Below are 12,765 nucleotides of genomic sequence, written 5' to 3'. Positions count from 1 at the left end.
CCCGGGCGTGGACCCCCCCTGGACCGTCACGTCCGTGGCACCGTCAGGAGGAGTGTGACGGGAGTTCACACCACAGGTACGTGAAAACGGCCCCGCTGGGGGCCGTTTCGGGTCAGGCGTGGGCCTTACTTGGTGGGAACCTTGATGGCGCCGCTGATGATCTTGGCCTTGACGGCCTCGACCTTGGCGACCTGGGCGCTGCTGATCAGGGCCTTGTTGTACTGGTCGACGGCGTAGCCGACGCCCGCGTCCTTCAGGCCGAAGCGACGCTCGCCGCCCTTGAACTTGTTGTTCTTGACGTCCTGGATCAGGGCGTACACGGCGTTGTCCACGCGCTTGAGCATGCTGGTCAGGCCGTGGTTCATGGTGGCGGGGTTCTTGTCGAAGTCGCCCAGGTAGTTCTGGTTGCTGTCCACGCCGATGAAGAACATGGGGCGGGTGTTGCCGGCGCAGGCCTTCTGGTACGCGGCGCTCTTGGCGACCTTGGCGAAGTTGTTGGTGGTGAACTTCACGCCGCTGGGGAGGTTCGCGGCCTTCACGCACTGGGTCTGCTTGATGTAGTCGATCACGCCGTTGCCGGACGCACCGGCGGCGGCGAAGATGATGTCCGCACCCTTGGCGCGCATGCTGCCCGCGATTTCCTTGGCCTTACCGGGGTTGTTCCAGGCGTCGGGGGTGGTGCCGACGTACTGCGCGATGACCTTGACCTTGGCGTTGGCGGCCTTGGCGCCCGCGGCGAAGCCGGCCTCGAACTTGTGGATCAGGGGGATGTCCATGCCGCCGACGAAGCCGACGACGCCGGTGGAGCTGTTCATGCCCGCGAGGTAGCCGACGAGGTAGCTGCCCTGCTCTTCCTGGAAGACGAGACTGGCGACGTTCTTCTCGGGGGAGACGTCGTCAACGAGGCCGAAGAACAGGTCGGGGTTCTCCTTGGCGACCTGGCTGATGCTGGCGTTGTTGGCGAAGCCCACGCCGACGGTCAGGTCGAAGCCGTCCTGCGCGAACTGGCGGATGCCTTGCACGGTCTGGCTGGGGTCGCTGGGTTCGAAGTCCTTGGTCTCGATGCCGAGGTTCTTCTTGGCGCGCTGGCTGCCTTCGTAGGCGCTCTGGTTGAAGCTCTTGTCAAACTTGCCGCCGGCGTCGTAGGCGAGGCCGACGCGGAGGGCCTGGGCGGAGGCGGCGGTGGCGGTCATGGCGAGGGCCAGGGTCAGGATCTTCTTCATGTGATGTTCCTCCGGGGGAAGTTGGTGCGTGGATTGCTTGAATAGAGTATACGGATTTTGGTGGGTGTCTAGACCCCCGGTTCACGGTGGAGGTCCGGTCAGATTCCTCACGGCGGATGAACGGCGGATTGTGTGATTCTTTAGCCTTCAGGAGCGCGGTGGGGAGTTCGGGCCAGGGGGCATCGTACTGTTCCAAGCTGAATTGAAGCTGAATGGTACGCTACCGGCCATGACGACCGAGTTTGACCGTTACCTGGCCCTGCGGGCCGAGGTGGCCGCCCACAACCGCGCCTACTACGAGCAGGACGCCCCCAGCATTCCCGACGACACCTACGACGCCCTGGCGCGCGAACTGCGGAACCTGGAAGCGGCGCACCCGGACTGGGCCGCGCAGGCCGGTGCGGACAGTCCCGCGCAGACGGTCGGTGGCGCGCCCGCCGCCGCGTTCCAGCCCGTGAATCACCCCACGCCCATGACCAGCCTGGACAATGCATTCGACGACGCGGAGCTGCGTGACTGGCAGGAGAAACTGGCCCGCGCCCTAGGCCTCCCGGCGGAGCACGACGACTTCACGTTCACGGGCGAACTGAAGATCGACGGGCTGAGCGTGAACCTCTACTACCTGGACGGCGAGTTGCAGTGGGCGGCCACACGCGGCAACGGCGTGACGGGCGAGATCGTCACCGCGCAGGTGCTGACGGTGCCCGGCATTCCCACCACGCTGCCCGGTCTGCGCGGGGAACTGGAGGTGCGCGGCGAGGTGTACATGAGCCGCGCGGACTTCGCGGCGTTCAACGCGCAGGCCGAGGAACTCGGCACGCCGCTGCTGAAGAACCCCCGCAACGGCGCGGCGGGCGCGCTGCGCCAGAAGGACCCGGAGGTGACCCGCAGCCGGAACCTGAAGGCGATCCTGTACGCGCTGGGCAAACGCGACGGGGTGCCCGCCCGCACGCAGGGTGAGGTGCTGGCGTGGCTCCGTGAACAGGGCTTTCCCACCAGCGAGCACAGCGAGGAACTGCACGGCCTGGCCGCCGCCGCCGACTACCACGCCCGCATGACCGCCGCGCGCAGCGCCTTCGAGTTCGACGCGGACGGCACCGTCCTGAAACTGAACGACCTGCGCGCGCAGGAGGAGGCGGGCTTCACCAGCCGCGCGCCCCGGTGGGCCATCGCGTACAAGTTCCCGGTGGAGGAGGTCGAGACAACCCTGGAGGCCATCAGCGTGAACGTGGGCCGCACCGGGAAGCTCGCGCCGCTGGCGCACCTCGCGCCGCGCCTGATCGAGGGCAGCACCGTCAGCCGCGCCACCCTGCACAACGAGGACTTCATCCGCGACCTGGACCTGCGGATCGGGGACACGGTCGTCGTGCGCAAGTCCGGCGGCGTGATCCCGCAGATCATGCGCGTCCTGACCGAAAAGCGCCCTGCGGATGCCCAGCCCTTCGAGTTCCCCACCCACTGCCCCGAGTGCGTCCACGAGGTCACGCGCGCCGAGGGCGACGCGAACACCTACTGCCCGAACCCCGCCTGCCCCTCGCAGGCCTTCGAGCGCATCCGGTACTTCGTGTCGCGCGGCGCGATGGACGTGCGCGGCATCGGCGAGAAACTGGTCGCGCAGCTCATCGAGACCGGCCTCGTGCGCGACGCCGCCGACCTCTACGCCCTGAGTGCCGAGCAGCTGGGTTCGCTGGACCGCAGCGGCGAGAAGAAGGCGCAGAACATCCTGTCCCAGCTGGACGCCAGCCGGAGTAAGCCCCTGTGGCGACTCGTGAACGCGCTGGGCATGAACCACGTCGGGGAACGCAACGCCCAGGCGCTCGCCCGCGCCTTCGGCACGCTCGACGCCCTGCTCGCCGCGACGCCCGAGCAGATCGAGAACGTGCCCGGCCTGGGCGGCGTGATCGCCCAGAGCGTCACCGCGTCCCTGGCCGACCCCAGCATGCGGGACCTGATCGCCCGCCTGCGCGACCACGGCGTGAACCCCCAGGAGGAACAGGTCACGCGCGGCGAACAGCTGCAGGGCCTGAACTTCGTGATCACCGGCACGCTGGGCCGCCCCCGCGACGCCATCAAGGCGCAGCTGGAACAGGCCGGGGGGCGCGTCACGGGCAGCGTCACGAAGAAGACCAGCTACCTGATCGCCGGGGAGGAGGCGGGCAGCAAACTGGCCCGCGCGCAGGAACTCGGCGTGACCGTGCTGGACGAGGCGGCCCTGGACGAGCTGCTCGCCGCGCGCGGCGTGACCAACTGAACGCCCAGCAGGTACACTGGGCGGTATTGTCGCGCGTCCATCCCGCGCGAACCGGAGGCAAGACCAGCATGGCAACACCCGAAGTCGAGATCAGCAAAAGCGTCCTGATGGACATCGCCGCCACCACCCTGGACGGCATCGAGGGCACCGAGGTCGCCACCACGCCCCTGAAGGTCGGCGAGGTGCTGCGCACCCAGACGCCCGGCCGCAAACCCCGCGCCCTGAAAGTCACCCGCGAAGGTCAGGACGTCACCGTGGACGTCGGCCTGAACATCGAATTCGGCCGCAGCCTGACCGGCACCGCCGAGAAGGTCCAGCAGGCCGTGCGCGAGAACATCGAACTCATGACCGGCCTGCGCGTGCGCGCCGTGAACGTCACCGTGCAGAACGTTTGCGTGCCCAAGGGTGGCCAGGCGTGACCCGCCGCCGCGAGAAGGCCGCCGCGCCCGTCGGCACCCGCCGCGCCGCGCGTGAATTCGCGTTCCGCGTGCTGTTCGAAGCCGACCGGGGCAACCTCCCCATGCAGAGCGTCTTCACCCGCGCCGAGGGCAGCATGCGCGGCGGGGACGACACCTACCCCGCCCTCAGCGACGAGGCCCTGACCTTCGCGCAGGAACTCGTGCAGGGCATCAACGCCGCCCGCCCCGACGTGGACGCCACCCTGCGCCGCACCATCCGCGGCTGGAGCTTCGACCAGATGGCCCAGACCGACCTGAACGTCCTGCGCCTGGCGACCTTCGAGATGATGTACACCCCCGAACCCCACCCGCCCGTCATCGAGAGCGCCGTGCGCATCGCCCGCAAGTTCGGCGGGGACGACTCTGGCCGCTTCGTGAACGGCGTCCTGGCAGGCCTGAGCCGCAGCCTGAACGAGAAACAGAAGCCCGCCACCCGCGAGGAGCCGCAGGAGTGACCCAGGGGACCGCGCAGGTCCTCGCCGGGCCGCCCGCCGCCGCCGCGCTGCTGGACGAGGCCCGCCGCCGCGCCGCGCGCCTGCCCCACCCCCCTCACCTCGCCCTGGTGCGGGTGGGGGAGGACCCCGCCAGCGTCTCCTACGTGCGCGGCAAGGCGAAGAAGGCCTCGGAGGTCGGGCTGAGCAGCCACGTGCACGCCCTGCCCGGGGACACCACCCAGGCCGACCTGCTGGCCCTGATCGGCACGCTGAACGCCGACCCGGCCGTCAGCGGCATCCTGGTGCAGCTGCCCCTGCCTGCCCACCTGGACCCCGCACCCGTCCTGCTGGCCGTGAACCCCGCCAAGGACGTGGACGGCCTGCACCCGGCGAATACCGGCGCACTGTGGAACGCCCATGAGGGGCTGCGCCCCTGCACCCCGGCCGGGATCATGGCGCTGCTGGCGCACCACGGCGTGCCCGTGCGCGGCGCGCGGGTCGTCGTGGTGGGCCGCAGCGCCCTGGTGGGCCGCCCCGTCGCGGGCCTGCTGCTGAACGCCGACGCCACCGTGACCGTCGCCCACCGCGCCACGCCCGACCTGGGCGCCGTGACCCGAGGGGCCGACATCCTGATCGTCGCCGCCGGGCAGGCCCACCTGATCACCCCGGACATGGTCCGCCCCGGCGCGACCGTCGTGGACGTCGGCATCAACCGCGTCCCCACCGAGGACGGCCGGGGCCGCCTGACCGGAGACGTCCACCCGGACGTCGCGCAGGTCGCGGGCGCCCTGACGCCCGTCCCCGGCGGGGTGGGCCCCATGACCGTCGCGCAGCTCCTGATGAACACCGTCATCGCCGCCGAACGCCAGCACGCCCAGCCCGAGGTCACCGGTGAACTCGTTCGCTGACCTGCTGAGCAACCGCTGGCTGTGGGTGGCCGTCCTGAGCAGCACCGCCGCGCAACTGCTCAAGGTGTTCCTGATCCTCCTGATCGAACGCCGCTGGCGCCCCGGCGCGTTCATGGAGACCGGCGGCATGCCCAGCAGCCACTCTGCCATGGTCGCCGCGCTCACGACCGGCGTCGGCATCACCGAGGGGGTCGGCAGCCCCCTGTTCGCCGCGAGCGCGGTGTTCGCCCTGATCGTCATGTACGACGCGACCGGCGTGCGCCACAGCAGCGGCCAGCAGGCTCGGCTGCTGAACGACCTCGTCGAGGAACTCCGCGCCGTCGTCCGCGAGGGCTTCGCGCCGCTGCCTCTGCGGGTCCTGCTGGGCCACACCTACCTGGAGGTGCTCGTCGGCACGCTGCTCGGCGTGGCCGCCGGGTTCATCGCCTTTAGCCGCTGACGGCACACACGCGCGCCGCCCCGCACATGCCGGGGCGGCGCGCGTCCGGTTCACCACATGGAAAAAGCCCCCACGCGGGGGGCTTCAAGTTCCGGGGGAACTCAGGAAACCTTGACGCCCTGGCTCTTGAGCAGGCGGCGGGCGGTCTGGGTGGGCTGGGCGCCGTTGGCGAGCCAGTACTGGGCGCGCTCGACGTTCACCTTGAGGTAGTTCTCGGTGGTCTTGCGGGGGTCGTAGTGGCCCAGGTTCTCGATGTACCCACCGTCACGGGGACGGCGCGCGTCGGCAACGACGATGCGGTAGTGGGGGTTGTGGGTGGAACCGAAGCGGGACAGGCGAATCTTGACCATGGTAGTTCTCCAACTGGGGTATTTGAGGGTAAAGCTCCCGCTAGGATCACGGGGAAATGCGCCCGTCAGCAGCCAACCGGTAAGCGCACCGAAGAAGAGTATCAGACCGGCCCGCACCGCATCAAGGGCCGGGTGGGCTCAAAAGCGCGGCGCGACCGGTTGCCCGCCCTGACGGAGCTGGAAGGCCATGTTGCCCGGCCCGATGATCGAGCTGCCGCCCACCGCGCCCAGCGGCGTGCCGCGCGCCACGCGGCTGCCCACGCTGATCAGCGGGTCGCGCAGACCCAGGTACGCGCTGACGCTGCTGCCGTGATCGATCAGCACCACCCAGCCCAGCGACGCGTACGACGTGACGGCCAGGACGTTCCCGCCCTCGGCGGCGACCACCTGGGACGCGCCGGTCAGCACGACCCACGGGGCGCCGTTCGCGCCGTACGCGGCCAGGACCCGCCCGCCGGGCAGCGGGAAACCCGCCGGTCCGCTGACGGGCGGCAGGGGTGCGAGCTGCTGCTCGACCTGCGCCTGGGCCTGCTGCACCTGCGCCTGCCGCTGCGCGAGGGCCTGCCGCTCACGTTCCAGCTGCGCGGCGCGCGCCTGCTGGTCCCGCTGGAGCTGCGCGGCGCGGGCCGCCTGGGCCTGCCGGGCCGCGGCGGCCGCCTGCGCCTGACGAAGCTGCGCCAGACGCAGCGCCTCCTGACGCGCGCGTTCCTGCGCCTCGCGGATGCGGCGCGCCTCCTCCTCGCGGCGGCGACGTTCCTCTTCCAGGCGGCGCTGCCGCTCGGCCTCCAGGCGGGCGCGCTCGGCGACGACCTGCCCGACGAGCTGATCGACCTGCTGCGCGGCGAGAGCCTGCTCGGCGGCGCGCTGCGCGGCCAGGGTCCGCTGGCCCTGCTCATTGGTCCGCAGCCGGGCCAGCAGGGCGTTCTGCTGTTGCCGCTGGGCGCGCAGCGCGGCGAGTTTCCCGGTCCGCTGCGCCTGGAGCGCCTTCAGTTCGGCCGTCTGCTGCCGCTGCGCCTGCTCCTGCGTGCGCAGCGCGGTGGCCTGCGCGCGCAGCCCGGCCAGGACCTGCGTCTGGTACTCGCCGGCCATGTTGGTGTACCGCAGGCGGATCAGCAGATCCGGGAGGCTGCGCGCCTGCGAGAGCAGCTGCAGGTACTGCCCGCTGCGCTGGCGGTACATGAGCTGCATGACCTCGCGCACGTCCCCCCGGAGCCGCTCGACCTGGGCGCGCGTGACGGTCAGCTGCTCGGTGGTGTCGGTCAGCTGCCGCTGCGCGAGGGCCACGCGGGCGGTGACGGTGGCCAGCTCGTTCTCCAGCGTCGCGGTGCGCCGGGCGAGGTCGTCCAGTTGCTTGAGGGTCTGGCGTTGCTGCGCGGTCAGGTTTTGAATGCGGGCGCGCGCGGCCGCGAGTTCACGGGCCTTCTGGGCACTCAGCTGCCGCTGCTCCTGAAGCTGCTGTTGCAGCTGGTCCAGGCGGGTGCTCGTGTCCTGCGCGCTCCCGACGCCCAGCAGCAGCGTCAGGGCCAGCGCGCGGGCGGCCTTCACTCCAGCTCCTGGAGGTAGCGGCGGGTGGCGAACACGCTGCCCAGCAGGCCGATCAGGATGCCCAGGCAGGCCACGCCGCCCAGCAGCGGGGCGAGGGTGCCGGGGTCGCGCACGACGGGGAAGACCGGGGCGAGCTGCTGCACGCGCTGCGTGAGGCTCAGGTACGCCGGGGTCAGGATCGCCAGGGCCAGCGCGGCGGCCAGGGCGCCCACGATCAGGCCCTCCAGCACGTGCGGCATGCGGATGAAGCCGCGCGTGGCACCCAGAAGGCGCATGACGCTGATCTCGTCGCGGCGGGCGTACATGGCGACCCGCACGGCGTTCAGGATGTTGAACAGCGTGCCCAGCAGCAGCAGGCCCACCAGCAGGTACCCGGCCAGCCGCACGGCACTCAGGGTGCGGACGGTGGTGTCCACGTACCCGGCGCCGTACTCGACGTCGTCCACGCCGGGCAGCGCGGCGACCTGCGCGGCGACCGTGCGGGTGTCCTCCACGCGGGCCACCCGCAGGCGCAGCGTGTCCGGGTAGGGGTTCCCGACGAGCGCGGCCGCGTCCCGCGCGAACGGAGAGTCCTGCGTCATCTCGGTCAGCACCTGCGCGCTGGTGACCAGCCGCGCGTCACGGACCTGCGGGATCGCGCGGGCCTGCGCGAGCAGCGCGTCGTCCTGCGCGTCGCCCGCCAGGAACGCCGCGACCTCCACCTGTCCCTCCAGCTGTTCGATGGTGCGGTTCACGTTCAGCGTGAGCAGCAGCACGAAGCCCAGCATCAGCAGGGTCAGGGTCATGGTCATCAGCGTGGCGAGGGTCGCGGTGACGTTGCCGCGCATGGCGAGCAGCGCCTGTCTCAGGTGGTACTTCATACGCACTCCGATTGAATGGTTGCTTTCAACCGTTCAATCCGAGCGGAAGCGAGGAGGAGCAGATCGGATTCCGGACGTGGAGTTGGCAACCCGGTGCTTTGCCGGGTTGTGAACGGAACAGACGGAATCCGTCTCACAGCGCGTACCCCCCGTACGGGTCGTCGCGGACCAGTTTGCCCTTGCGCAGCGTCAGGGTGCGGTGCCGGAAGGTTTCCACGAGGTCCTTGGCGTGCGTGGCGACGATCACGGTCGTGCCGCGCAGGTTCACGTTCTGCAGCACCTTCAGCACCTCGCGGCTGTTGTCCGGGTCGAGGTTCCCGGTGGGTTCGTCCGCGAGCAGCAGCGGCGGGTTCCCGACGATGGCCCGCGCGATCGCCACGCGCTGCTGCTCGCCCAGCGACAGTTGCAGCGGCAGTGCGTACTTCTTGTGTTCCAGGCCCACGGTCCGCAGGGCCGCCGTGACCCGCTGCGGCCACTCGCGCTGCGGGACGCCGGTCACGCGCAGCGCGAACGCCACGTTGTCGAAGGCGTTCAGGTGCGGCAGCAGCAGGTTGTCCTGAAAGACGGTGCCCATGCGGCGGCGCAGCAGGGACGTGCGCCGCCCCCGGTACGCCGAGAGCGGCTCGCCCGCCACGCGCACCTCGCCCCGGCTGGGCAGCGCCCGCTTCAGGACCAGGTTCATGAACGAACTCTTCCCGGCGCCGGAATGGCCCACGAGGTACACGAACTCGCCCTTGCCGATGTTCAGCGACACGTCGTCCAGGGCGAGGGTACGGGTCACGGGGTACTCCAGGGTCACGTGCTTGAAATCGATCACGCCGCTTCCCCCGGAAGGTGAAGAGGCGGTAAGTGGATGCGCTTGGTCATGCTTGCCGCCCAGGATAGCCCAGGGGCGCGCCCAGCCCATGAACGCCTGAGCGCCCCCCCACGCCCGCGACCCGGAGAACGCTTACGTTCGCTTCACCGCCGCGCTCTATCCTGAGCGGCGTGAACGCCAAACGCATGACTGTCGTGGGGGCCGCGCTGGCCGCCACCGCCGCTGTCGCCTACGCGCAGCTGGGCGGGTACACCCCGGTGAACCTGAGCAGCAGCAAGGAAGGCAAGAGCCTCATTCAGGTGCTGAACGACCTGAACCGCTACTACCTGTACCCCGTGGATCAGGACAAGGTGCTGCGCGGCGCCATCACCGGCGCGCTGGGCAGCCTGGGCGACGAATTCACGTACTACAGCGAACCAGAGGACAACGCCATCGACGCCGCGAACCTCCAGGGCGAGTTCTACGGGATCGGCGTGACGCTGGTCGCCGCGAACGCGGACGGCACCGGCGGGAAGATCGACAACGTGTTCAAGACCGGCGCGGCCTCCACCGCCGGGGTGCAGATCGGGGACGTGTTCCTGAAGATCGGGGACAAGGACGTGACCGGCGCGAAACTGAACGAGATCGTGCGCCTCGTGCGCGGCGAGAAGGGCACCCAGGTGACCGTCACCTTCGCCCGTGACGGCAAGCCGTACACCGTGAAGATGGAACGCCAGCCGGTGCAGATCGTCAGCGTGGAATCCACCGTGCTGCCCGGAGGGGTCGGGTACATCGCGCTGAACACCTTCTACAACGAGAAGGCCAGCGAGCAGTTCCGCGCCGCCGTGGCCGACATGAAGAAGAAGAACGTGCAGAAACTGATCCTGGACCTGCGCGACAACGGCGGCGGCCTGCTGAACGCCGGGGTGGACGTCGCCGACCAGTTCCTGGGCAGCGGCCCGATCGTCAGCCTGCGCGACCGCGCGAAGAACACCCAGGTGTTCGGCCGCGCCACCAATAGCCCCACCGACTACACCGGCAAACTGGTCGTCCTGGTGAACAAGAACAGCGCCAGCGCCAGCGAGGTCGTCTCCGGCGCGCTGCAGGACACCGGCCGCGCGCAGATCATCGGCGAGCAGACCTTCGGCAAGGGCGTCGCGCAGACCCCCGTCACCCTGCCGGACGGCGGCAAGGCGGCCATCGTGTCCAACGAGTGGCTGACGCCCAAGGGCCGCCAGATCCACAAGAAGGGCATCACGCCCGACATCGTGGTCAAGGACACCCGTTACACCACGCCCGTGAACTTCAGCGGCAGCGGCGTGAAGCCCGGCGAGAAACTGACCCTGACCGTCGAGGGCAAACCCGTGACCGTCACGGCCGACAAGGACGGGAAGTTCAGCTACACCGGTGAGGTCAAGCGCCCCACCCGCAGCGCCCAGCAGGGCGAGGCCGTCGTGGACGTGCAGGGCGACGCCATCCTGAAGAAGGCCATCGAGGTGCTCGGGCAGTAACCCGCGCGCCAAAGAAGAGGGGGTGGTTCTCCGGCGTGGGGAGCCGCCTCCTTCCGCTGTACCGGATGCCTGCCGTGCCGGATCGCTGCCGTTCCTGAAGACGGCCCCACCCGCGTTTTAACCGACGTGTAACCCCGCCTGGGCAGACTGCGCGCATGAACAAGACCCTGTCCATCCTGGCACTCACCGGCTCCCTGGTCCTGGGCGGACTGGTCGGATACGACATCCGCGAGCGGAACGCCACCCAGGCCACGGCGCCCGCCACCACCACAAATGCCGTCACGAGCGCCGCGACGACCGGCGCACCCGCCAGCCAGGGGCAGATGGTGCAGACCCTCGCGCAGTCCTACGACAATGCCCGCGCCCGCACGGAATCCGAGGCGAACACCGTGCAGATCGTCAAGGAACGCCGCGACGGGCTGGTGTACATCAGCGTGACGGAAGGGGACAGCAGCAGCGCCCAGGCCCAGTTGCGCCAGCGCCTGCAGCAGCAGCTGCCCTTCGACTTGGGTCAGGGCGATCAGGAGCAGAAGCAGACCGGGACCGGCAGCGGCTTCTTCGTGACGGGCAGCGGCGACATCATCACGAACAACCACGTCGTCGAGGGTGCGAGCGAGATCACGGTCCGCCTGCACGGCAGCAAGACCACCTACATGGCGAAGGTCGTCGCCCGCGCGCCCGACTTCGACCTCGCCCTGATCCGCGCCGAGGGCGTCCCCGCGAGCGAGATCAAGGCCCTGCCGCTGGGGGACAGCAGTCAGCTGGACGTGGGCCTGAAAGCCATCGCCATGGGCGCCCCATTCGGTCTGGACTTCAGCGTCTCCGAGGGCATCATCAGCAGCCTGGAACGGCAGGTGCCGGTCGGCACGAAGGGCGTGAACCAGAACGTCATCCAGACCGACGCCGCCATCAACCCCGGCAACAGCGGCGGTCCGCTGCTGAACAGCGCCGGGCAGGTCATCGGCGTGAACACCCAGATCCTCACCGGCGGCATCGGCCAGAGCGCCGGGGTGGGCTTCGCGATCCCCGTGAACACCGTCAAGAAACTCCTGCCCGAACTCCAGGCCGGGAAGGGCACCGTCATCCAGACACCCAGCCTGGGCGTCGGCATCGGCGACGTCGCCAGCCTCAGCGCCGCCGCGCGCAAGCAGGCGAAGCTGCCCGAGCGGGGCGTCCTGATCGGCCGGGTGTACCAGGGCAGTCCCGCCGCCGCCGCCGGCCTGAAGGGCAGCCGGACCGTCACCGACGAGTCCATCGGTCAGCGCACCACCCTGCCCGGCGACGTGATCACCGCCGTGGACGGCCAGCCCCTCGCGGGCGTCGAGGAGCTGCCGCAGCAGATCATCAGCCGCAGGATCGGCGAGACCGTCACCCTGACCGTCGTCCGTGACGGGCAGACGCGTGACGTGAAGGTCACCCTGAAGGCCTTCGACCTGGCGGCCGCCGCTCAGCGTGAGGACGGACAGGGACAGTAATACGGACTCCGATTGAATGGCTGACGAAGCCGTTCAATCCGAGCGGAGCGAGTAGGAGCCGAAGCGGGTTCCGGACGTGGAGTTGGCAACCCGGTGCTGTCCCGGGTTGTCAACGAAACAAACGGAATCCGTATAAGTCAATCGGCCCGCGCGGAGGTGAACGGGGCTGTGCCGGTGCGGGGCAGCCCCGTTCACCGCGCTGATCACGCCTGCCGCGACCCTGCCGGGCTGGCCAGGTCGGCCGCGTCGTGGTGGAAACGGGCAGCGGTGTCCAGTTCCGCACGGGGGTCAGCGGCACGCCCCTGGGCAGATCTGCCAGCCGCTGGGATTGACGGCTGCTCTGCTCGTGTCAAATGGACTCCGGTTGGAAGGTTTGCAAAACCTTTCAACCCGAGCGGAGCGAGGAGGAGAGAAACGGGTTCCGGTCGTGGAGTTGGCAACCCGGTGTGGTTCTGGGTTGTGAACGAAACAGACGGAATCCGTATCGGAGGCGCCCAGAACACCGCTCACCGCCC

The 12,765-nt window shown here is 69.6% G+C and carries 12 protein-coding genes; 7 read left to right on the top strand and 5 right to left on the bottom strand.

Going from position 1 to position 12,765, the window contains the following annotated elements; translation table 11 throughout:
• Positions 1-125: 125 nt before the first annotated feature.
• On the bottom strand, positions 126-1,223 hold the full coding sequence (locus DEIGR_RS08685) for a BMP family lipoprotein (protein ID WP_058976597.1): 1,098 nt from the start codon (positions 1,221-1,223) through the stop codon (positions 126-128).
• 229 nt (positions 1,224-1,452) lie between these two features.
• Here DEIGR_RS08685 and ligA point away from each other — a divergent pair, with 229 nt between their 5' ends.
• From ligA to DEIGR_RS08660, 5 genes are all read left to right on the top strand, one after another.
• Entirely contained in the window at positions 1,453-3,474 is a 2,022-nt protein-coding gene (ligA, locus tag DEIGR_RS08680) for an NAD-dependent DNA ligase LigA (RefSeq protein WP_058976596.1), read from the top strand.
• Positions 3,475-3,542: 68 nt separating this feature from the next.
• A complete protein-coding gene (locus tag DEIGR_RS08675; RefSeq protein ID WP_046844840.1) occupies positions 3,543-3,893 on the top strand; it encodes an Asp23/Gls24 family envelope stress response protein in 351 nt (116 codons plus the stop codon).
• Entirely contained in the window at positions 3,890-4,387 is a 498-nt protein-coding gene (gene nusB, locus DEIGR_RS08670) for a transcription antitermination factor NusB (RefSeq protein ID WP_058976595.1), read from the top strand. The genes DEIGR_RS08675 and nusB overlap by 4 nt, the downstream gene beginning before the upstream one ends.
• Positions 4,384-5,274, top strand: a complete 891-nt coding sequence (folD, locus tag DEIGR_RS08665) for a bifunctional methylenetetrahydrofolate dehydrogenase/methenyltetrahydrofolate cyclohydrolase FolD (protein ID WP_058976594.1) — start codon at positions 4,384-4,386, stop codon at positions 5,272-5,274. Before nusB ends, folD begins: the two co-directional genes overlap by 4 nt.
• Positions 5,258-5,713 (top strand): divergent PAP2 family protein, encoded by a 456-nt coding sequence (locus tag DEIGR_RS08660; RefSeq protein ID WP_046842496.1) that lies wholly within the window; start codon positions 5,258-5,260, stop codon positions 5,711-5,713. Before folD ends, DEIGR_RS08660 begins: the two co-directional genes overlap by 17 nt.
• Positions 5,714-5,814: 101 nt before the next feature.
• Here DEIGR_RS08660 and rpsP read toward each other — a convergent pair whose 3' ends face one another.
• The 4 genes from rpsP to ftsE all read right to left on the bottom strand — a co-directional run bounded on the left by rpsP (position 5,815) and on the right by ftsE (position 9,285).
• Complete coding sequence (gene rpsP / locus DEIGR_RS08655) at positions 5,815-6,063, bottom strand: 30S ribosomal protein S16 (RefSeq protein ID WP_046842495.1); 249 nt, start codon at positions 6,061-6,063, stop codon at positions 5,815-5,817.
• A 138-nt stretch (positions 6,064-6,201) separates the two neighbouring features.
• Entirely contained in the window at positions 6,202-7,608 is a 1,407-nt protein-coding gene (locus DEIGR_RS21475; protein WP_058976593.1) for a murein hydrolase activator EnvC family protein, read from the bottom strand.
• Positions 7,605-8,468 carry a cell division protein FtsX gene (locus tag DEIGR_RS08645; RefSeq protein ID WP_058976592.1) on the bottom strand — a complete coding sequence of 288 codons (864 nt, stop codon included), beginning with the start codon at positions 8,466-8,468 and terminating at the stop codon, positions 7,605-7,607. The genes DEIGR_RS21475 and DEIGR_RS08645 overlap by 4 nt, the downstream gene beginning before the upstream one ends.
• Positions 8,469-8,601: 133 nt before the next feature.
• Complete coding sequence (gene ftsE, locus DEIGR_RS08640) at positions 8,602-9,285, bottom strand: cell division ATP-binding protein FtsE (RefSeq protein ID WP_058976591.1); 684 nt, start codon at positions 9,283-9,285, stop codon at positions 8,602-8,604.
• A 185-nt stretch (positions 9,286-9,470) separates the two neighbouring features.
• Between ftsE and DEIGR_RS08635 the strand changes: the two genes are divergently transcribed.
• Positions 9,471-10,775 carry a S41 family peptidase gene (locus DEIGR_RS08635; RefSeq protein ID WP_058978626.1) on the top strand — a complete coding sequence of 435 codons (1,305 nt, stop codon included), beginning with the start codon at positions 9,471-9,473 and terminating at the stop codon, positions 10,773-10,775.
• Between the two features lie 155 nt (positions 10,776-10,930).
• Positions 10,931-12,250, top strand: a complete 1,320-nt coding sequence (locus DEIGR_RS08630) for a S1C family serine protease (RefSeq protein WP_058976590.1) — start codon at positions 10,931-10,933, stop codon at positions 12,248-12,250.
• Positions 12,251-12,765: the final 515 nt, after the last annotated feature.

This window comes from Deinococcus grandis (genome assembly GCF_001485435.1).
Taxonomy (GTDB): domain Bacteria; phylum Deinococcota; class Deinococci; order Deinococcales; family Deinococcaceae; genus Deinococcus; species Deinococcus grandis.
Note: the sequence above shows the minus strand (reverse complement) of the source record. Positions and strands in the feature narration are given on the sequence as shown.